At 38.8% G+C, this 21,367-nt stretch carries 15 protein-coding genes; 4 read left to right on the top strand and 11 right to left on the bottom strand.

Going from position 1 to position 21,367, the window contains the following annotated elements; genetic code table 11:
* Positions 1 to 61: 61 nt before the first annotated feature.
* The 3 genes from HUS24_RS08050 to HUS24_RS08040 all read right to left on the bottom strand — a co-directional run bounded on the left by HUS24_RS08050 (position 62) and on the right by HUS24_RS08040 (position 7,352).
* Entirely contained in the window at positions 62 to 2,323 is a 2,262-nt protein-coding gene (locus HUS24_RS08050) for a catecholate siderophore receptor Fiu (protein ID WP_173911571.1), read from the bottom strand.
* Between the two features lie 370 nt (positions 2,324 to 2,693).
* Entirely contained in the window at positions 2,694 to 4,946 is a 2,253-nt protein-coding gene (locus HUS24_RS08045) for a TonB-dependent siderophore receptor (RefSeq protein ID WP_173911570.1), read from the bottom strand.
* Positions 4,947 to 5,156: 210 nt separating this feature from the next.
* Positions 5,157 to 7,352, bottom strand: coding sequence for a TonB-dependent receptor (locus HUS24_RS08040; RefSeq protein WP_173911569.1), 2,196 nt, complete (start codon positions 7,350 to 7,352; stop codon positions 5,157 to 5,159).
* 283 nt (positions 7,353 to 7,635) lie between these two features.
* On the opposite strand from HUS24_RS08040, the gene tig reads away from it, so the two are divergent.
* The 4 genes from tig (at position 7,636) to HUS24_RS08020 (ending at position 12,031) form a co-directional block, all read left to right on the top strand.
* Complete coding sequence (gene tig / locus HUS24_RS08035; RefSeq protein ID WP_173911568.1) at positions 7,636 to 8,970, top strand: trigger factor; 1,335 nt, start codon at positions 7,636 to 7,638, stop codon at positions 8,968 to 8,970.
* 190 nt (positions 8,971 to 9,160) lie between these two features.
* Complete coding sequence (clpP, locus tag HUS24_RS08030) at positions 9,161 to 9,772, top strand: ATP-dependent Clp endopeptidase proteolytic subunit ClpP (RefSeq protein ID WP_173911567.1); 612 nt, start codon at positions 9,161 to 9,163, stop codon at positions 9,770 to 9,772.
* A gap of 34 nt (positions 9,773 to 9,806) precedes the next feature.
* Entirely contained in the window at positions 9,807 to 11,117 is a 1,311-nt protein-coding gene (gene clpX / locus HUS24_RS08025; RefSeq protein ID WP_173911566.1) for an ATP-dependent Clp protease ATP-binding subunit ClpX, read from the top strand.
* 158 nt (positions 11,118 to 11,275) lie between these two features.
* Positions 11,276 to 12,031, top strand: a complete 756-nt coding sequence (locus HUS24_RS08020) for a DUF2846 domain-containing protein (RefSeq protein ID WP_173911565.1) — start codon at positions 11,276 to 11,278, stop codon at positions 12,029 to 12,031.
* Positions 12,032 to 12,246: 215 nt separating this feature from the next.
* Here HUS24_RS08020 and HUS24_RS08015 read toward each other — a convergent pair whose 3' ends face one another.
* The 8 genes from HUS24_RS08015 to HUS24_RS07980 form a co-directional block, all read right to left on the bottom strand.
* Positions 12,247 to 12,780, bottom strand: a complete 534-nt coding sequence (locus HUS24_RS08015; RefSeq protein ID WP_173911564.1) for a DUF2059 domain-containing protein — start codon at positions 12,778 to 12,780, stop codon at positions 12,247 to 12,249.
* A gap of 60 nt (positions 12,781 to 12,840) precedes the next feature.
* Positions 12,841 to 13,332 (bottom strand): DUF2059 domain-containing protein, encoded by a 492-nt coding sequence (locus HUS24_RS08010; protein WP_173911563.1) that lies wholly within the window; start codon positions 13,330 to 13,332, stop codon positions 12,841 to 12,843.
* On the bottom strand, positions 13,332 to 13,844 hold the full coding sequence (locus HUS24_RS08005; RefSeq protein ID WP_173911562.1) for a hypothetical protein: 513 nt from the start codon (positions 13,842 to 13,844) through the stop codon (positions 13,332 to 13,334). Before HUS24_RS08005 ends, HUS24_RS08010 begins: the two co-directional genes overlap by 1 nt.
* A 79-nt stretch (positions 13,845 to 13,923) precedes the next feature.
* Entirely contained in the window at positions 13,924 to 15,450 is a 1,527-nt protein-coding gene (locus tag HUS24_RS08000) for a fumarate hydratase (protein WP_173911561.1), read from the bottom strand.
* A 324-nt stretch (positions 15,451 to 15,774) separates the two neighbouring features.
* Positions 15,775 to 17,916, bottom strand: coding sequence for a phosphate acetyltransferase (gene pta / locus HUS24_RS07995; protein WP_173911560.1), 2,142 nt, complete (start codon positions 17,914 to 17,916; stop codon positions 15,775 to 15,777).
* Positions 17,917 to 17,978: 62 nt separating this feature from the next.
* The gene (locus HUS24_RS07990) at positions 17,979 to 19,196 is read right to left on the bottom strand and encodes an acetate/propionate family kinase (RefSeq protein WP_173911559.1); all 1,218 of its coding nucleotides are present in this window, start codon (positions 19,194 to 19,196) and stop codon (positions 17,979 to 17,981) included.
* Between the two features lie 299 nt (positions 19,197 to 19,495).
* A complete protein-coding gene (locus HUS24_RS07985) occupies positions 19,496 to 19,897 on the bottom strand; it encodes a hypothetical protein (RefSeq protein WP_173911558.1) in 402 nt (133 codons plus the stop codon).
* A 157-nt stretch (positions 19,898 to 20,054) separates the two neighbouring features.
* Positions 20,055 to 21,320, bottom strand: a complete 1,266-nt coding sequence (locus HUS24_RS07980) for a glutamate-5-semialdehyde dehydrogenase (protein ID WP_173911557.1) — start codon at positions 21,318 to 21,320, stop codon at positions 20,055 to 20,057.
* Positions 21,321 to 21,367 lie beyond the last annotated feature (47 nt).

Raw genomic sequence — 21,367 nt, 5'->3', positions numbered from 1 at the left:
TAGTACACATTCACAATGTACTACTTTTTAGAATGCAACTAAATCTCAATTTGGTGGAAATTTAGAAGTTATAATTTAAGGTTAATGCTGCCGAACGAGGCTGTCCCATAACCACACGACCACCACCATTATTTAACGTGCTGATGTAGTCTTTATCTGCGATGTTGTAAGTATTTAAATTTACAGAGGCATTTTTATTGAAGTTATAACCTACTAATGCATCAAAGACCACATAACTCGGAATGGATGGCATATTGGCGAGTGCTGTACTATCGGTGATGACACGTTTTTGCTCATCTACATAACGTGCACCTACACCTACTTTTAAGCCTTTGAATGTATAGGTTGACCATAAACTTGCAGTCCATTCTGGTGACCAACGGACATGATTGGTTTTGGTAATTGCTCCCGTTGTTGCATTGATGCTGAGCTGATCTTCTTGTTCTGTTTTCATGTGGGCAATGCCTGCTGAAATATTCCATGCATCGCTAATTTGACCTACTGCACTCAACTCTACACCCTTAACAGTGGTTTTACCTTCTTGAATGGATTCTCGTGTAATGGCATCTTGGGTAAACTGATTTTCATTTTCGGTATAATACGCTGCTGCGGTTAATGCAAGTTGATCATTCAGCAAGTCCCATTTTGTCCCTACTTCATAATGATGGGTTTCTTGAGGTTTAGCTGCGGCGCTGTTGATTCCTTCCGCTGAAAGGCTGAAATTGGCACTGCCTGGAGGCGTGAGAGATTTAGCATAAGACGCATACACACTACTTTTTGCGGTAGGTTTAAATAAACCACCCAGTTTCCAACTGATCAATGTATCGTGCGCACGAAGATCGGCTGGTGTCTGGGTAACGGCTAAAGTGTCAGAATTAGTACTCACGCTTAAGCCATTAAAATGAGTTTCATAGTAGTCCGCACGAAGTCCTGTATTGAGTTGAAAGCGTTCACCAAATTTTAAAGTATCAAATAAATAAACTGCAGCGGTATCTGTTTGACCCTTGCTAAAACCACCATTCGCTGCAACATTTGGAACACTATCATCACGATGAGGATGATAAAGACTTGCGACAGGTGAGGGCGCTTTTTGACCCGGAATCTGTGCTGATAGCGTTTTGCTGTGTTGTTGTTCTTGGATAAGCTCCAGTCCAGCCACAACAGCATGTTCGATGACGCCAGTTTGAATATTCCAGTTTACAGTTGATTGATTTGCCAAAATTTTATTTTCTTGATCGACACCTTGACGAGAACGGCTGACAGTCCAGTTGGCAGGGTTGTTCGAGTTATTTCGATTTAAAGCGTTGATCCCTGTCAATACACGATTCATCTCGGTTTTACCGAAACGGGAAATATTGGTAAATTTAAGATTTTCAGCGAGATCAGTTTCTATTTTTGCTGTCAGCATATTGGCATCAACATCTTCATGATCATCTTTGTGACCATAATAATTTTCACGATTCACTTTAGGTGCTTGGGCTAAATCAGAATCAGCATTCCAAAAGCCTTGCATTCCAATCGTAGGAATACCCCCATCTGGAATGTTGCGCTGACGAATATGTTGCGAATATAAATAGAAACGTGTGTCAGTATCTAATCCAAAAGCAATCGCTGGCGCAATCGCATAACTATTATTTTCAATATAATCACGACCTTCGATTCCACCCTCTTGTCCCATGATATTTAGGCGTACCGCAGTATTGTCATTCACAACTTGGTTGATGTCTGCGGATAGACGTGCATGTTCGGCAGTATTGTAAGTTGCTGAAACTGAGTGATTATTTTTTAAAGTAGGCAGTTTGCTGACCAGATTGATATAGCCTGATGCAGAACCACGTCCTGCTTCTGAGCCAGAAGAACCTTTGACCACTTCAATTTGATCAAGATTAAATACATCACGACTGATAGCACCGACATCACGGATACCATCGACATACGTTGATGTTTGGGTAGAAAATCCTCGCATTTGAAAGGCATCACCAGCACTGGTATTGCCATTTTCACCCAGTTGTAGGGTAATGCCGGGGGTATTGCGTAGTGCTTCGACTAAAGATGTTGCACCTTGTTCTTGTAATAGTTCTTTTTTGATGACGGAAATGGTTTGAGGCGTATCGACTAGTGCTTGCGTATATTTAGGTGAGTGTAAAGCATCCGCTTTATAATTTTCAGTTTTTTTATTTGCATGTGCTGTTGCTTCAATTTTAGGAAGTTGTACAACCTGATCTTCCCTCACATTTTCTGCATGCGTCAAAAAAGGCAAGGATGCTGCTAAAGCCACAAGTTGTGGCATTGTCTTATGTTTACGGCTTTGGATACGTGCCATTTTAAATTCCTAACAAGGTTGATCGTTCTGATTGCTTGCGGGATTGCAATCAAAACTGTGCAGTAAAGTTGTGGGTTGTGTTACAAGGTGTAAATAATTATGTGAATGATATTGATAATGATTATTAATAACAACATCTAAAAATGTTATTTCCTATGAAAAAATACAGATAAAAATGTTAGAAAAGTAAAAGTTAATCTATTAAAACGATTGAAAAATAAAGATAATTTATTGAATGGTATAAAGTTGATTTATGAATGAAAGGGTAGATATAGATGCCGAAATTTATTTTCTACACAATAAAATAGCCACTCAAAAGTGACTATTTTATTTAAAGATTTCGCATAAAAACTATGAATTTATACTGAACTTAATACTTGAAGTTTAAAGACAATACCGCATTACGTCCTTCTGCTTCGGTTGCATAGTGTGAAGCATATGCTTTAGTAAAATAACGCTTGTCAGAAAGGTTATTTACATTTAATTGAACATTCACTTGTTTGTTTACATCATAGCGAGCCATGGCATCGTAACGGACATAAGATGGTGCCCATTTGATATTAGCTACATCACCATACACTTTGTCTGAGTAAACTGCACCACCACCAAGTGTTAACTGTGGTAAGACTTTATAGGTTGTCCATAATGTTGCTGCTTGTTTTGGTACATTTGGCATTTGGTTGCCATTGTAAATGGTATTATCTGTACAGGTTGCTGTAGCACCTGAACCACGACAAGATTTACCATTTTTGGTTAATTCACTGTCAAGATAAGTGTATCCTGCTGAGATATCCCATTTTTCAGTAATTTTGCCGTTTAAGCCAAGTTCTACACCATCAACTTTACTTTCACCTACGTTTGCATAGGTTGTTGGGTCAAGTTGTACACGGGTATTTTGTTTTTCAGTACGGAAAATAGCAGCAGTTAAGTTGAGCTTATCACCAAATAAATCCCATTTTGTGCCTAACTCAAATGTTTGTGCTTCTTCAGGATCAATCATTTGGTTATTTGCATTGATGGTTTCGCTATTATCACCCCAACCTGCATTGAGACCTACTGGACTTGCAGATGTCGCATAGCTTGTATAGATTGAGCCATTTTCAACTGGTTTAAAAGTTACCCCAGCTTGGTAAGTAAAGAAGTCAGAATCATTGTTCGCTGTAAATGCTGCCGCAGAAGAAGTTGCACGGAAATTCTGTTCTGCTTCAAATTTGTCCCAACGTACACCGAGGTCAAGTAACCATTGTGGTGTAATTTCAATATTATCTAATAAATATACTGAAGTACTTTCAACAGTGGCATCAAAGTCTTGACGTGCCTCTAAACGATCCAAAAATGGTTTTTGGGTTGGGTTATTAAGTGAAGTACACCAATTTGAAGATAAATCTGAACAGTCACTAAAGAAGCCAGTCGTCGATACTTTGCCATTTTTGTCGATGATGTTGTAGCCGCCTTTATCAGTTTCTTGCTTGCTATATTCAGCACCTACATTAAAGCTATGTTTAATTGCACCTGTATTGAATTTACCTGTTAAAGCCAATTGGTCAGTAAAAGTATCACTATCAGTAATTGCCGAGTTTAGACGATGCCAAACTTTTCCATTCGCGACATTACCTTTTGAGTCATCAGGATTTGTCCAAACATAATCATTTTTAGATTTGCTGTACATTGCTGTATTAGTAAGGGTGAGGTTATCGGTTAAGTCGTGTTCTAACTTAATCGTACCTGCGTGGTTTTCTTGTTTTTGGAAATCACGATCTTTCCAACCATAGTAAGTGCCTTGTTTTACTTCAGCAGGTTTACCTTGGGCTTTAGCTAAACCAGCATCCCAATAAGGAATACCTGAATCAGGTGTATCATCAGATTTTAAATAGTAATAACTTAAAGTCGCACGTGTTGGGGTATCTAGACCAAAGCTAATGCTTGGCGCAATCCCTGCACGTTGATATTCAGTACCATGAGCTTGACCAGGTTTTTCATTTTTGTGACCTAGAACAGCAACACGTGCCGCCATGCCATTAGCAAAATCTTTGTTGCCATCTAAAGTAATACGTTGGTAATTGTCTGTACCGCCTGCAACCGAGCCTTCTAAAAAGTCACCTTTTTTCGCAACCTTAGAAATCATGTTGATGCTACCACCAACCGTACCTGCACCACCCATTGCAGAAGCAGAGCCTTTAGTGACTTCAACTTGTTCGACTGCGAACATTTCACGGTTTTGTGATGTTGAATTACGCACACCATCTAAATACATCGAACTTTCTGAACTATAACCACGAATAAACGGACGGTCGCCATTTGGGTTACCACCTTCGCCTGCACCTAGAGTAATGCCTGGAACTGTACGAAGTGCATCTGCAAGTGTTGCAACTTTTGTATCTTCAATCAGTTTTTTTGAAATAACAGAAACAGATTTTGGCGTATCTAATAGGGGCGCAACAAATTTAGAATTGGCAGATTCATCCACTTTTAAGCTGTCTTTTTTTGTTGCATGAGCTTGCGCATGAATAGTAGGGAGTTGTTGAACTGATTCCTCTTGTGCAATGGCGGTTGTTGCGATGACGGATAAAGAAGAAGCAAGGGCAGAAACAACGACCTTTTTACGTGATTTGATAAATGACATGACGACTCACTGGAGATGAATGCAAATTTGTATGCGAATAATAATAATTCTTATTTGTTTTCACTATTCTTTATAATTGGTTTTAACAATGAATTTAATGATGGTAATTTGTAAATAAAATCTATTTAATTATTTTAATTGATTAAGTAAATGATTTTTATATTAAATAAAAAACCCTTTTAGAAAAGGGTTTTTTATTGGTTTTATGAATTAGAAATCATAAGAGACAGACAACCAGAAGTTTCGTCCAGGTAAATAAGTACCATCCATACCTGAACTAATCGACATATAGTCATAAGCTGTTGCAAGTTCACCTTTTGAGTTGATATAACTTTGGTTTCCTGCAAAGTCTTTGTCTAATAGGTTGTTAATAGCACCATTAAAGCGTAATTGGTCATTAACTGTGTAGCTCGCACCTAAATTAAATAAGTTATAGCCTTTTAATTTATTACCTGTTAATTCATAAATCGTTGCAGCATCAGTTCCCGGTGTTTGTGCGGTGTCATAGCGAGTACGGCTCGATTTATATTCATGTTGTAACCACAAATCAAACTGGTCATTGATATGCCATGTTGATGTGGTGTTAAAGGCATTTTTAGGGACATTACTTAAAGCATTACCTTTGTCTTTACCTTTAGTAATCTCAGTTTCCATATAAGTATAGGCCGTTTGTATATCCCATTCAGGTAGAACGCTGTATTTCAAACTGACTTCTACGCCTTCAGATTTTGCTTCATCGGCATTGGTTTTTTGTGAGAATGACTGTTGGGTAATGTGTGAACCAAAACTGACGCAGCTTGGATTAGCTAAATTCGGTTGAGTACCATCTTTGTCTACATAATAACAGTTGAGTAATTCAGGACCATTGGTAAAACGGTCTTTGATTTTGGTATGAAATACAGTGGTTGAGAAATCAATATCGCCTTGATTAAAATAAAAGCCAAGTTCATAGTTGGTTGATTTTTCAGGTTTTAAGTTTGGAGAACCAATCCCAAAGCTGGTGCCTTGTCCGCCGACGCTAATGATACCATTATATAAATCTTTGGCAGAAGGTGCTTTATAACCTGTGCTTACACCACCTTTTAAAGTAATGGCATTATTGGCATTCCATACCAAATAAGCACGTGGGCTGAAATGTCCGCCAAATCCGCTATGCTCCTCAAAACGCCCACCCAGAGTTAATCTTAAATTATTGAGCATTTTCCATTCATTTTCAGCATATAAAGACCAAGAATCCTTTTTGAACTCTGACCCTATGCCTGCAATATCATCTGCAACAGTTGATTCTTTATATTCAGCGCCAACAGTGAGTTTATGATTGGCAATCGGTGCAATGAAATGCGTATCTACCACAAGATCTGTATTTTCTAAAGTACGATCTGCACCTGCACTTAGATTGTTCGGGAAGGTATTGGTTGGAATTGTACGTCCCACAGTTTCAGTTGTCGTATGGCTTGCATATGATCTCAGTGAACCTAATGCATAATCACCATCATGACCGACAGAGAATTGAGTCCGCTTAAACTCTAACTCGTCTTGATAACCATTGGCTTTTTTATCTGTATCTTGTGTACCTAAGCGATTATCATAATTTTGATAAGTTTGTGATGAATGAAAGGCATCTGCCCAAAGGCTGTTTTGATCATTAAGTTTTAGACTGAGTTTTGTACCAAAATCATAATTATCTGCTTCACTTGGACGAGGGTCACGACCTGATGTCCCCGGAATACGTTCTGATTTTTGACGGTCTAAATAGCTACCGCGAAGCTGTATTCCTAAACGATCTTGGATAATAGGACCATTTACGACAAAACTAGATTTCCACGAATCTGCTTCACCTTTATGCTCCATGATATTGCCGCCAACAGTGATATTACCGTGCCAGTCATCGCTTATTTTTTTGGTAATGATGTTGATGACACCGCCCATCGCTTCAGAACCATAACGTGTTGCCATTGGTCCACGAATAACTTCAATCCGTTCAATAGAGGCAATCGGTGGAAGATAGCCTGTTGATGTTTCACCAAAACCATTTGGCGTGACATCGCTTGAGGTCGATTGACGTCGCCCATCAATCAAAATCAACGTATAAGGTGCATCTAAGCCACGTATTTTGATATTTAGACCAGAAGTTTTTCCTACGCCATCACGGATATCGAGTCCTGGTACATCCACCAATAAATCAGCAATTGAAGTGGCATTTTTCTTTTCTATTTCTTCTTTTGATACCACACTGATGCTGGCAGGTGCATTTTTCAGTTTCTGTTCAAAGCCTGATGCGGTAAGTACCACAGCTTCAAGTTGTTGCACAGGTTCTTGAGGAGCAGACTGTGCTTCTGCATAGGCAAAGCTTGAGCTAAAAGTAAATAGTGCAAGTGTGAGAGGATGGAGGTTGAATTTACTCATAAAAGAATTCCAATACTTGGACGAGATGAAAATAGTAAGTAAATGAAAAATAAAAAATTACTTAAAGTTGAAGTTAATAATAATGAGAAGTGTTATTATTTGCAATAAATTTGTATGTTTTTTTTACCAAATGTAGAAGAAATAAATCTGGAAAATTAGTGAAAAGAAATATAGAGAAATTTTTAATTTAGAGGTTAAAATAACCAACATTTTGTATATCTATAAAGTTGTCATATAATATGGCACTTTTTTAAATTGTAACTACTATTATATAGAGGAAGCCATGCAAGTAACTTCTGAAGCGGTTTCGGGCGTTGCCCGTCGTTTAAATGTTTCTGTACCGACGAGCCGTGTGAATGAGCAATTCGAAGCTCGTTTAAAACGCACTGCCAAAACTGTGAAGATTAACGGCTTCCGTCCAGGTAAAGTGCCTGTAAACGTTGTTCGTCGTGAATATGGTGCTGGTATTTACCAAGAAGTGGTTAATGACATCATTCGTGACACAGTATTTGAAGCGATTCAACAAGAAAAAATTAACGCTGTTGGCATGCCAAACATCGAAAAAGTTGAAAATAAAGATGATGCTTTAGTTTATGAAGCAACTGTAGAAGTTTATCCTGAAGTGACTGTAAATGCGTTGGATGGTTTAGAAATCGAACGTAAATCAACTTCAGTCAACGACAAAGATGTCGACACAATGCTCGAAAACTTGCAAAAACAACGTCAAACTTGGGCTGAAACCAAAGGTATGGCGAAAAAAGACATGCAAGTGACTTTCGACTTTGAAGGAACTGTAGATGGTGAGAAGTTTGAAGGCGGCGCAGCTGAAGACTTTAAACTGGTACTTGGTTCAGGTCGTATGATTCCTGGCTTCGAAGATGGCATCATCGGTATGAAGAAAGGCGAAGAGAAAGTTATCGATGTGACTTTCCCTGAAGACTACCAAGCTGAAAACCTTGCAGGTAAAGCAGCACAATTTAAAATCAATGTGAAATTGGTTGAAAAACCAAAACTTCCAGAGATCGATGCTGAATTCTTACAAATCTTTGGTATCACTGAAGAAGAAGGCGTTGAAAAATTAAAAGCTGACGTTCGTAAAAATATGGAACGTGAAGTGAAAAATGGTCTTCGTAACCAAGTTAAATCTGCTGCATTTGATGCACTTGTTGCTGCAAATGAAGTTGAACTTCCTTCTGCGATGGTTGCACAAGAAATTGATCGTCAACGTCAACAAATGATTCAACAGTTTACACAACAGTTTGGTGCACAAGGTGCAAAAGCATTTGACAGCAGCATGCTTCCAGATGATTTGTTCAAAGAACAAGCTGAAAAATCAGTTAAACTTGGCGTATTGGTAAGCAAAATCTTAGCTGACTCTAAACTTGAAGTTGATGCTGCACGTGTAGATGCGTATATCGAAGATATGGCAACTTCTTATGAAGATCCTGCTGAAGTGATCGAATACTTCAAAAATGATGAAAAACAACGTGCGCAAATCGAAGCAGTTGTTTTAGAAGATCAAGTTGTAGATTACATCTTGGCTGCTGCGAAAGTATCTGATACAGAAGTGAGCTACCAAGATTTATTGAAAGAACAACAAGCGCGTCAACAAGGCTAAGTTCTTGTGAGTTAAGAGGCGCTTTCGAGCGCCTTTTTTTATGCTGTATCAAAATTGTAATTGACCCAAATTCACAATGCTTATTCAAAAAAAGTTTGATATTTAATTGTGAATATTTTGCAATTTCAATCATTATCCCTCATATTGTCACTATGAGCTGGGTAACAAAAAATTCAGGAATAAATAACATATGTATGTTCCATCTATTGAAAACGCTTTAGTGCCTATGGTCGTAGAACAATCATCTCGTGGAGAGCGTTCTTTCGATATTTTTTCACGTCTTTTGCGTGAGCGTGTGATTTTCTTAACAGGTGAAGTTGAAGACAACATGGCAAACTTAATTGTTGCGCAAATGTTGTTTTTAGAAGCTGAAAACCCAGATAAAGATATTCATTTATATATCAACTCTCCAGGCGGTTCAGTGACGGCGGGTATGGCGATTTACGATACCATGCAATTCATTAAACCAGATGTGGTGACCTATTGTATGGGGCAAGCTGCATCTATGGGTGCATTCTTATTAAATGCGGGTGCGAAAGGCAAACGTTATTGTCTTGAAAATGCGCGTGTCATGATTCACCAACCACTTGGTGGTTTCCGTGGTCAAGCATCGGATATCGAAATCCATGCCCGTGAGATTTTATTTATTAAAGAACGTTTAAATCGTTTGATGGCAGAGCATAGTGGTCAAGACTACGACCGTGTAGCAAAAGACACAGATCGTGATAACTTTATGACTGCCCAACAAGCCAAAGAATATGGTTTAGTGGATCAAGTGTTAAGCAAACGCCCGCAAAACTAAGCTTTAATGTACAGATTTAAGATTTGGAGTGAAAATGTCCGATAATCCTCAAGGACAAAAACATTGTTCATTTTGTGGAAAAACACAGTCTGAAGTTGGAAAATTGATTGCTGGTGAGGACGCTTACATTTGTAATGAATGTGTAGATGTCTGCTTGGACTTAGTTCAAACCAGTCAACAAGTTGAAACTGGGGATTGGGCAACACGTCCATTGCCTAAACCACATGAAATTCGTGCTGCGCTTGACCAGTATGTGATTGGTCAAGACACTGCGAAGAAAACTTTATCCGTTGCGGTGTATAACCATTACAAACGTTTAAAAGTAACGCAATCTGCACATAAATCTAAAGATGCGATTGAACTTGCGAAGAGTAATATTCTACTGATTGGGCCAACTGGTTCAGGTAAAACGTTACTAGCGCAAACCCTTGCACGCTTATTAGATGTGCCTTTTGCGATGGCAGATGCAACCACTTTAACTGAAGCAGGTTATGTCGGTGAAGATGTTGAAAACATCGTGCAAAAGCTATTACAAAAAGCAGATTATGATGTAGAAAAAGCGCAAAAAGGTATTATCTATATCGATGAGATCGACAAGATTACCCGTAAATCTGAAAATCCATCGATTACGCGTGATGTATCAGGTGAAGGTGTACAACAAGCACTCTTGAAAATGATCGAGGGTACCGTTGCATCGATTCCACCACAAGGTGGACGTAAGCATCCACAACAAGAGTTTATTCAAATTGATACCTCAAATATTCTCTTTATTTGTGGTGGTGCATTTGCTGGGCTTGAGAAAGTGGTACAACAACGTCAAGAAAAAGGCGGAATTGGTTTTACTGCGGATGTAAAAAACAAAGACGATAGCAAAAAACTTTCTGAATTGTTTAGCCAAGTTGAAGCGACTGACCTTGTGAAGTTTGGTTTAATTCCAGAATTTATTGGTCGTTTGCCTGTGATTGCAACGCTTGAAGAACTTGATGAAGAAGCGTTAATGCAAATTTTGACTGAGCCAAAAAATGCCTTAACACGTCAGTATCAATACTTGTTCGAAATGGAAGATGTGGATCTGATCTTTGAAGATTCTGCATTACGTGCTGTGGCGAAAAAAGCACTTGAGCGTAATACGGGTGCGCGTGGTCTACGTTCGATTTTGGAAAATGTCTTACTTGAAACCATGTATGATTTACCAAGCCGAGAAGATGTTGGCACTGTGATCATTAATGCAGACGTGATTAATGATAAAGCTGAACCAATCTATCAAACAGAGCGTCAGCCAAAGCAAGAAGCAGAAGCCGAAGAAAAAGTGGATTTAAAAGTGATTAATAGCAAATCTGCTTAATATTCATTAAAAAATTCTGCAACTCATCCGAAACGTGTAAGAAGCCTGACTTTTTACACGTTTTTTATTTTTAAATTGTCAATGAAATGTTAAGCTGAATTTGAGAAAATCATCTTCATTCAAAAATGAAAATAAAAAATACGTGGTGAGGGATAATCATGCGTTATGTGGGTTTAGTGATTGTAGCAAGTTGTACGTTGACAGCTTGTCAAAGCCATAAAGCAGTGGAGCAACAACCAAGCAGTCAAAATGTTGTTTCAACACTCAAAGCAGTCGATTTTGAAAAAGAAAATTCATTTGTTTATGAAAAGTTAGACCAATATAAATTGGGTAAATTTTCCGTAGGTTCATGGGTCAATCAAGAACCAGGACAATATTTCAAATTGGTCAAACCACAAAATCCAAATGCGGCAGTGGTATATTTTTATCGTCCAGATAGTAAGTGGAATCGTCAAGAAATCATTGCGCAAAGTTTTTATTTAAATGGTAAGCGCATTCCAAGTTTGATCAGCAATCATTATTATTGGATTGAGTTGGCAGAAGGAGATTATAAACTCAGTTTAAGTCGTCCTTTGGCTGTGATTCATTTCCAAAAACCGAAAGTTGCCTATTTCCATGTACAAGCAGGGCAGCAATACTTTGTAAAGTATGAGGAAGAGAAATTCCGTGGTGGTCCAAATGGTGGTGGTGAATTGTTGAAAGTTGGACCACTCATGCAAATGCCAACACGTCAAGCACTCAAAGAAATCGCCATGACCCAGTTGAAATCACCAGGTTTAAACTTTGTGGGTGAGCTTCGTGCAGATGGTAAGGTTATAAAACCGCAAGAAAAAATCGACAGTGGTGATTATCAAGCCAGTGATGATGTGCATTTAAGTACACCATTTAAAATTTGGAATCCATTAACGTGGTGATTTAGATTTTTTCTGATTTAGAAAAGAGGTATTAAAACCTCTTTTTTTATTTGAAAGATTGGAGGTGTTATAAATTGTATGCTAGTTAAATCAGTCAATAGAAAAATTGAAAATATATAAATTAAATTAACTGTATTTTCAATGCTTCATGACATTTAAGTAGTGAGTAAAATATAGTCAGCATACTTTTTGAAACACCACCGAAAGATTTATCTTTACTGTGCTTCTGCGGCTTTTTTCAAAGCTTCTAATTTTTTGTTCAGTTGTGTAAAATCTTTCTCAGTCGATTGCATAGTCGACATGAGCTGTGTATTTACTATTTTCATGGACTCTTGTGCCACGATTGGGCTTTTCTCAAGGATCGCTTGTCCAACTTTACTTGAATAAAAATCAATCTGTGCCTGAACTTCTTCAGCACTATAGACGTCTTTGTAAATTTTCTGATAAATCGGCTGCATTTTATCCCAAGAAATACTTTTTTTACTTTGCTCGAAAAGTTGATCCGCCAGTTCATTGGCAACGATTTGTTCTTGTGGGCTGAGTTTGTCATGTTTCACGATATTTTGCACAATGACATAAGCTTGTTGATCTATTTGTGGACGGATTTGTTGGACGGTTTGTTGTAAAAGCTGATTAATCCTCATGACATCGATGAGTTTTTGTACTTGCTGATTGGTTGCTTGTGCTGCAAAAACCATAGGTGCAAGCGTGCATAATCCAGTGCAGAGTAATATTTTGAGCATATTCATTGTATGTCCTTTTATTTATCTAAATCTATAATTTGTGTGTTTGTCTCTACAGGATGAGTTTTATCTGAGGAAGAATTTTTCCATTGCTTGGCTGAGTTTTTGTTGAGCTTGTGCAGAAGGTTCTGCATTTTCAGGAAAAATTTGTTCAACGGCATTTACAATTTTATTTTCAAACTCAGGATTATTTAAAATAGATTTACCTATGGGAGTTTTATAAAATGTAATCCATTCTTGTAACTCTTCCTCACTCATATTTTTACTATAAATATCAAAAAGCCGTTGTTGGAATTGTTGTTTATATGCATCACTTTGATAATATTTTTTTATTGCATTGTTGATACGTGTCTGATTGTCTTGCGTTTGGGGAATCTGATAATAGGCAATGATTTGCTCAGTCAGCTCCTGAAACGCATTGCTATTAGACAGCTTTTGAATGTGCTGTTCAAGTTGAATGGTTTCAATAAACTGTTGTGTAGTGGCAGTGCTGGCAGGTGTTGCATAGAGTAATGAGCTCGTTAGGCAAACACTAAGAAAAAGTAGGCTTTTTTTCATTACTGTTGATTCTCACGAATAATGTCTTGTATTTCAGTCAAGCTGATGAGTTTATTAAAATCGTTGGTCGATGCGTCTACCATATGTGCAATCATCACAGGGATATTTTTACCTGCATCTTGCATATGAGGTTTTTTATACACGTTTAATAAAGCTGCTGCTTGTGCTTTGCTGAGTGTTTGATAGGCTGCACGAATATTGTTGAGAAAAGTTTGCTCATCGACTCGTTCGATCATGTCATTGATCATAATGTCAGAAATTTGAATGATCAGTACTTGTTGGTCTGCAGTGATCGGTTGAGGATTGCTTTGTTGTATTTGCTCAAGCATTAACTCTTCTGTAGCAGCTTTCATATTGGGCATGCTTTGTTTTAGCAATGCAGGTTTAAATTGATCCCAATGTTCAACTTTGACGAGTTGTTCAATTTGTTGTGTGGTTGCAGGCGCTGCAAAAGTTTGGAAACTCAAGCCAAATAAAAATATAGAAAATACATAAGGTTTTATTTTCATCATTTTCTCAAAAATAAAAAAGCACCCTAATCATAGGATGCTTTTTCATCAAGATTCAAGTTGAATCGGTCTAAATCTTGGATTAGTTCGCAGCAGCATCAACCACTGGGATTTTTCCAATTTTTGCTTGCCAGATTTTTGGTGCAGTAGCATGGATTGAAGTACCATTCACATCTACTGCAACAGATACTGGCATGTCTTCAACCACAAATTTGTAGATCGCTTCCATACCTAAGTCAGCAAATGCCACCACTTCCGCTTGACGAACTGCTTTAGATACGAGGTAAGCAGCACCACCGACAGCCATGAGATAAGTTGCTTGATTGTCTTTGATCGCTTCAACCGCAGCAGGACCACGATCCGCTTTACCGATCATACCGAACAAGCCAGTCGCTTCTAAAACTTGACGTGTAAATTTGTCCATACGTGTTGCAGTTGTAGGGCCAGCAGGACCAACAACTTCATCACCGACTGGATCGACTGGACCGACGTAGTAAATGAATTTACCTTTTAGGTCTACAGGAAGTTCTTCGCCTTTATTTAACATATCGACCATACGTTTATGCGCAGCGTCACGACCTGTATAGATGGTACCGTTCAGCAATAATGTATCGCCCGGTTTCCATGAGTTCATTTCTTCTTGTGTGATGTTATCTAAATCAACACGTTTAGATTTTGAAGAATCCCAAGTTACTTCTGGGTAGTCAGAAAGTTTAGGCGCTTGGATATGTGCAACACCAGAACCATCTAATTGGAAATGAGCATGGCGAGTCGCTGCACAGTTTGGAATCATACCGACTGGTTTACCCGCAGCATGACAAGGGTAGTCTTTGATTTTAATATCAAGTACTGTGGTTAAACCACCTAGACCTTGTGCACCAATCCCTAAAGCATTTACTTTTTCGAAGATTTCGATACGAAGTTCTTCGATTTGGTTTTGTGGGCCACGACGAAGTAACTCGTCCATGTTGATTTCTTCCATGAGTGACTCTTTGGCAAGCATCATGGCTTTTTCTGCAGTACCACCGATCCCGATTCCGAGCATACCCGGTGGACACCAACCCGCACCCATGGTTGGTACAGTTTTAAGTACCCAATCCACGATTGAGTCAGATGGATTTAACATCGCAAGTTTAGATTTGTTTTCTGAGCCACCACCTTTTGCTGCAACAGTGATGTCTACTTTGTTACCCGGAACGAGTTTATAGTGAATTACAGCAGGCGTGTTGTCTTTGGTATTTTTACGACCAAAAGCAGGGTCGGCAAGTACAGATGCACGAAGTACGTTTGAGTTTTCTAAATAACCTTGGCGTACACCTTCGTTGATCGCATCATCCAAGCTCATGGTTAAATCAAATTTAACATCTAAGCCCACATCAACAAATACGTTAACAATACCAGTATCTTGACAGATTGGACGATGACCTTCTGCACACATACGTGAGTTAATTAAGATTTGTGCAATTGCATCTTTTGCAGCTTTGTTCTCTTCACGATCATAAGCACGACTCATTGCTTGAATGAAGTCTTGTGGGTGATAGTAAGAAATGAACTGAAGTGCATCCTTGACCGATGTGATCAAGTCATCTTGCTTGATAATAGTTGTCATATCAAAAATCTCTTGAGCGGGCTGATAGCTAGCGGGCTAAATTATACGTGATAAAGCAAGATTTGTCGGCACTTTGCTTAAGATTTGGGCTAAAGTTTAATAAATCTTGTTGTTATATAAGAAACTCTAGAGGTAGATAAAAAGTATTCAGTTAATTTAAAGATACCGTTAGGTTGATCGTCTACTAGTGGTATTAAGTTTTTGATCACAATAGTCTTAGTATTTAGCTGAAGTAATTTGAGATTTGAGATACGTATTATAAAAAGACCACCCAATCCTTAAATTGGGTGGTTGAGTATCAAACTCTAAAAAGGTAAAACGATATTATTGTGCCGCTTGTTGCTCAGATTGAATCGCTGTTAAAGCGATGGTAAACACAATATCATCGACCAAAGCACCACGAGACAAGTCATTCACAGGTTTATTTAAACCTTGTAGCATTGGGCCAACACTCACCACATTTGCCGAGCGCTGTACTGCTTTATATGTTGTATTTCCTGTGTTGAGATCAGGGAAAATAAACACATTGGCACGCCCTGCAACTTTTGAATCAGGCGCTTTTGATTTACCAACACTCTCAACAGAAGCTGCATCGTATTGTAATGGGCCATCAATTAATAAGTCTGGACGGCGTTGTTTGGCAATTTCAGTTGCTTTAGCGACTTTTTCTACATCTGCACCAGCACCAGATGTACCTGTAGAGTAAGAAATCATGGCAATACGTGGATCGATGCCAAATGCTTTCGCAGAGTCCGCAGATTGGATCGCAATCTCAGCCAATTGCTCTGCATCAGGATCAGGATTGATCGCACAGTCACCGTACACATAAACTTCATCAGGCAATAGCATGAAGAACACAGATGAAACCAACGAATAATCAGGGGCAGTTTTGATCAGTTGAAAAGCAGGGCGAACGGTATTTGCCGTCGTATGTACAGCACCAGAAACCAAGCCATCTACTTGATCAAGAGCAAGCATCATTGTACCAAGTACAACGGTATCCTGAAGTTGATCACGTGCTTGTAGATCATTCAGTTTGCCTTTACGTAGCTGCACCATTTTTTCGACATATTGTTCACGGATCAAATCTGGATCAATAATTTCTAAATCATCAGGCAGTTCAATATTGCGAGCACGAGCAACCTCAATCACAGCTTCAGGTTTTGCCAACAAAATACAATGTGCAATGCCGCGAGATTGACAAATTGCAGCCGCTTGAATGGTACGAGGCTCATCACCTTCAGGTAATACAATACGTTTTTTCGCGGCAATCGACTTTTGAACCAGTTCATGACGGAATGCAGAAGGTGATAAACGGGGTTGATAATCACCATTTAACAACAACACCAACCAATCCATATTGATATGACTTGATACAAAACGTGTCACTTGTTCAGCACGTTCGGTGTCATCTACAGGAATTTCATTGCTGAGGTTTGAAAGCAATTGTGTAGTTTCAAAGGTGCTAAGCGGGGTATGTAAAATCGGCAAACCATTTTTAATGGCTGTTTGGCAAAATGCCAAAGCGACAGGATTAGGCTCTTGTTGTTCTGCCAAAACTAAACCTGCCAACGGAATACCATTGCTAGTCGCTAAACTTGCAGCAAGTAAGACATCGATACGATCTGCCGCACTGATGATCAACTCACCAGCGATAAATTTTTGTAATTCATGTTCAATATTTGAAGCGATCAGACTGCTGTGTAAAACACGGCGTATATTGGATTTACCTTCATTGATCCAAGTTGCTTGAATGTGTGTCGCCAAGTCTGAAACACGTGGCACACTTAAAGTATCGCTAAATGGAACTAAACCAATAATTGGTAAATGTTCTGTACCAATATGTGCATGAGTGCGTTGAATGGCTTGGGTAAATTGAGCAGTTTCTTCAACCAAACGTAAGTCTGGGGCAAAGGTAACAGGAATTTGCGCCGATTCTTCAGGCAAGCCACGCGTACGCATGAACAGCACGCCGACATTACGTGAAGATGCTGCACCACCAAAATTGCGTAATTGTGCTTCAACTTTTTCAGCAGTTTGCTCTGGTTTTTCAATGTTGGCATTGCTAACAAACACTACTTTCGCATCAAGTGCTTGAGCAAGTGAAGCATTCAGTTCACTGGCAAAAGTATCACGAGCAGTCGGCACAATCCCTTCAACAATGATAATGTCATGCGTGCGTGCAACTTCACGATGTAAACGAACTGCTTCTTCAAGCAACTCATCTTCTTCGCCAGTATTGAGTAAATGCGTGAGTTTGGTGTATGCAATTGGCTCTACAGTTTCAGTTTTTGCGACGTGACGATACAGCGCAGTTGTACGGTCGGATTCAGCCTTTTCATCTTGTGAAAAAGGTTTTAAAAATCCAGCTTTGACGCCTTGACAGTCCAAAGCGTAAATAAGTCCAAGACATGCAGAGGTAAGACCTACGCCTTCACCTGTAGGAACCAATAAAATTGTTTTCATACACTATTCTTAAAAAAATAAATAAAAATTAAATTTTAAATAAAATAGAAGCCTAAGACAGCTTAAGCTGTCTCAGTTTCCGCATTAGACTTTTTTGCAGAAGAATTTACCTCTTGCAAAACTACATTTTCAGTTTCTTTTGCAATACGACCTTCTTCATCTGTTGGAATAACCCAAATTTGTGGGCCTGTACCAGCATCAATACGACCTTCAGTACCACGTTTTAAGCTGTCATTGTTTTCTTTGCTCAGGTTAAAACCAAAGTGTGGTAAGTAAGCAACTGTTTTTTCACGGATATAAGCTGAGTTTTCACCAATACCACCTGTGAAGAACAAGCCATCAATACGTGGTAAACCACAGCTTAAACCTGCCAATGATTTTGCTAAACGGTAGCAGAATACTTCGATGGCAAGCGTTGCATCTTCATTGCCTTGTTCTGAAGCTTCAATCAAGGTACGCATATCATTTGAAAGATCAGACAAACCAAGCAAGCCAGATTGACTATTGAGCATTTTGTCGATTTTATAAATGTCCCAACCTAAGTTAGACGCAAGGAAACTATGGATACTTGGGTCAACATCACCACTACGAGTACCCATTACCACGCCTTCAAGTGGAGTTAAGCCCATAGAGGTATCGACGGATTGACCATTCCAAATCGCACAAGTTGAGCTACCATTGCCTAAGTGAGCAGTAAGCCAACCGCCTTTTTTGAAGCTACCTGCAAGCTCAGAGCCACGTTCAGAAACATAAGCATGACTGGTACCATGAAAGCCATAACGGCGAACGTTGTGTTCAGTGTATAAGAATTTTGGTAATGCATAGCGGTATGCATGTGCAGGCATGGTTTGATGGAAAGCCGTATCGAACACAGCAACCTGTGGTAAATGTGGGAATAAACGCATGGTTGCATCAATACCTACTAAATGTGCAGGATTATGTAATGGTGCAAGTGGCGTTGCTTCACGAATACGTTCAATGATTTCTGGGGTCAATAACTCAGCTTTGGTGAGTGTTCCACCATGTACGACTCGATGCCCAATCGCTTGTGGATTATGATGCGATAAACGTTCAAGAATCGTTTCTAATGCTTTTTCATGATCTGCATAAGGAATAGAAAGTTCCAGTTCAGCACCACCAGTGGTAATCCCTTTAATACGTGCATCAGCAGAACCTAAGTTTTCTGCCAAACCAAAGATTCGATCTTTACGGTGCTCTGAAACCAAAGCATATTTAATTGATGAAGATCCGCAGTTAATAACTAATACTGATGTAGACACGTTTTATTACCCGAAATTGTAATTTGATATGGTCGTCCTGATTGATCTGATTACGCTTTTTGTTGATGCAATTTAGATCAGTAGTAATGTTGTACCATGTGTTGATTTTCTGTCCTAGATAGACTTTAGGTGATTAGACTTAAGCACTATCGACCAGTCTAATAATTATAATTAAAATTTATCAGTTGATAGATTCCATTTATAAATAAAATACTCATGAATTGAATCATTCTGAGTGTTAAACCATTCTGACCATAACATGAGTTCGCTAGACATTCTAAGTAGATTTGTTTAAAAAATTATTTCGAATATTTAATTTCAGACCAACGCACAATCACATAGGCGATCAGTGACACCATAAAAAAGACCAACATCATCCATGCCAAACCCTGTAACGTTTCAATGATGGTACGATAAATTTCTAAGAACCAACGCTCATGCGTAAGTTCAATAATGACACGCTTATCATTTGCCGTATAGGTGAGAGGTGTGATGTATTTTTCCATATCATAGATACGAATACCTGAAGACGTCCCCACCACCATGCCTGCAAATTTGGTGTATTTTGCCCAAGCTGTATGAATTGGATCATTGATGATACGTGCCAAGATGGCATTGATTGAGTTTGAGAAAATACGCATCACGATGAAAGACACCAACAGCGCCAAGAAAAACGTAATAATCACTAAGGCGTAAAACATACAAAATCCTTATTTTTTCATCTTTTTAGCATTGTATGGAAATATCACCATAATGTTGTAAATTTTTATAACGTTATCATTTTCAAAAACATAAAAAGCTGCATAGTTTTAATTAAAGCTATGCAGCTAGGAACTTGATAAAAACTAGAAATGAAAATTATTGGCGAATTTGACCATCACCTAATACGATCCATTTTTGTGAGGTTAAGCCTTCTAAACCGACTGGACCACGTGCATGGATTTTATCGGTTGAGATGCCGATTTCAGCACCTAAACCGTATTCAAAACCATCAGCAAAGCGGGTAGAAGCGTTGACCATAACCGAGCTAGAATCTACACGAGTTAAGAACTGACGTGCTAAGCTAAAGTTTTCAGTAATGATCGAATCCGTATGATGCGAACCATATTTATTAATATGATCAATGGCTTCATCTAAACCTGAAACGACTTTTACTGCAAGAATAGGACCGAGGTATTCCTCATACCAATCTTCTTCGGTTGCTGTTTTGACAGATGTACCTAAAATACGGCGTGTTTCAGCATCACCACGCAGTTCAACTTGCTTTTCAGCATAAAGTTCTGCAATACGCGGTAAAAACTCTTCTGCGATTTTTTCATCAACTAGTAAAGTTTCCATCGCATTACACACACCATAACGATGAGTTTTGGCATTTAAAGCAATCGGTAAAGCTTTATGTAGATCCGCTTGTGCTTCGACATAGACATGACAGTTACCATCTAAGTGCTTGATCACAGGAATGGTTGCTTCATTGGTAATCAGTTCAACCAAACCTTTACCACCACGCGGAACGATGACATCCACATATTCAGACAATGTAATCAATTGACCTACGGCTGCACGATCTGTGGTATTGATCACTTGAACACATGTTTCAGGTAAGCCTGCTGCTTTTAAACCATGTTGAATCGCTTCAGCAAGTGCTTGATTTGAATTTAAAGCTTCTGAACCACCACGTAAAATAATGGCATTGCCTGATTTGAGTGCCAGTGATGCTGCTTCAAGTGTCACGTTTGGGCGAGATTCATAAATCATGCCGACAACACCCAAAGGCACACGCATTTTACCGATTTGAATCCCTGTTGGACGATATGCCAAATCAGTGATTTCTCCAATTGGGTCAGTCAAATTCATGACATCTTTTAAGCCATCTAGCATATCTTGGAAGCGTTTGGGGTTGAGTTCTAGGCGATCAAGTAAGGCGCTGTCTAAATTGTTGGCATGACCTTTGTCCATGTCCACTTTATTTGCAGCTAAAATTTGCGGTTGGTTGTTTTGCAAAGCTGTATAAATAGCTGAAAGTGCATTATTTTTTTGCAGCGTAGAAGCACCCGCCAAAAAGCGTGAAGCTTGGCGCGCCTGTTTCCCTACAGTTTGCATATACTGTTCAATAGAATCTTGCATAGCGTTTTAATTGACCACCTAGAAATTTCCCTTCGATAGTAGCAGTC

It is taken from the genome of Acinetobacter sp. Marseille-Q1618 (assembly GCF_902809855.1).
Classification (GTDB): Bacteria; Pseudomonadota; Gammaproteobacteria; order Pseudomonadales; family Moraxellaceae; genus Acinetobacter.
The sequence above is the reverse complement of the archived record's forward strand: the minus strand, read 5'-3'. Positions and strand labels throughout refer to the sequence as shown.

Coding starts and splice junctions, on each gene's coding strand:
- HUS24_RS08050 (WP_173911571.1), bottom strand. CDS start 2,323: ATGGCACGTATCCAAAGCCGTAAACATAAGACAATGCCACAACTTGTG.
- HUS24_RS08045 (WP_173911570.1), bottom strand. CDS start 4,946: ATGTCATTTATCAAATCACGTAAAAAGGTCGTTGTTTCTGCCCTTGCT.
- HUS24_RS08040 (WP_173911569.1), bottom strand. CDS start 7,352: ATGAGTAAATTCAACCTCCATCCTCTCACACTTGCACTATTTACTTTT.
- tig (WP_173911568.1), top strand. CDS start 7,636: ATGCAAGTAACTTCTGAAGCGGTTTCGGGCGTTGCCCGTCGTTTAAAT.
- clpP (WP_173911567.1), top strand. CDS start 9,161: ATGTATGTTCCATCTATTGAAAACGCTTTAGTGCCTATGGTCGTAGAA.
- clpX (WP_173911566.1), top strand. CDS start 9,807: ATGTCCGATAATCCTCAAGGACAAAAACATTGTTCATTTTGTGGAAAA.
- HUS24_RS08020 (WP_173911565.1), top strand. CDS start 11,276: ATGCGTTATGTGGGTTTAGTGATTGTAGCAAGTTGTACGTTGACAGCT.
- HUS24_RS08015 (WP_173911564.1), bottom strand. CDS start 12,780: ATGAATATGCTCAAAATATTACTCTGCACTGGATTATGCACGCTTGCA.
- HUS24_RS08010 (WP_173911563.1), bottom strand. CDS start 13,332: ATGAAAAAAAGCCTACTTTTTCTTAGTGTTTGCCTAACGAGCTCATTA.
- HUS24_RS08005 (WP_173911562.1), bottom strand. CDS start 13,844: ATGATGAAAATAAAACCTTATGTATTTTCTATATTTTTATTTGGCTTG.
- HUS24_RS08000 (WP_173911561.1), bottom strand. CDS start 15,450: ATGACAACTATTATCAAGCAAGATGACTTGATCACATCGGTCAAGGAT.
- pta (WP_173911560.1), bottom strand. CDS start 17,916: ATGAAAACAATTTTATTGGTTCCTACAGGTGAAGGCGTAGGTCTTACC.
- HUS24_RS07985 (WP_173911558.1), bottom strand. CDS start 19,897: ATGTTTTACGCCTTAGTGATTATTACGTTTTTCTTGGCGCTGTTGGTG.
- HUS24_RS07980 (WP_173911557.1), bottom strand. CDS start 21,320: ATGCAAGATTCTATTGAACAGTATATGCAAACTGTAGGGAAACAGGCG.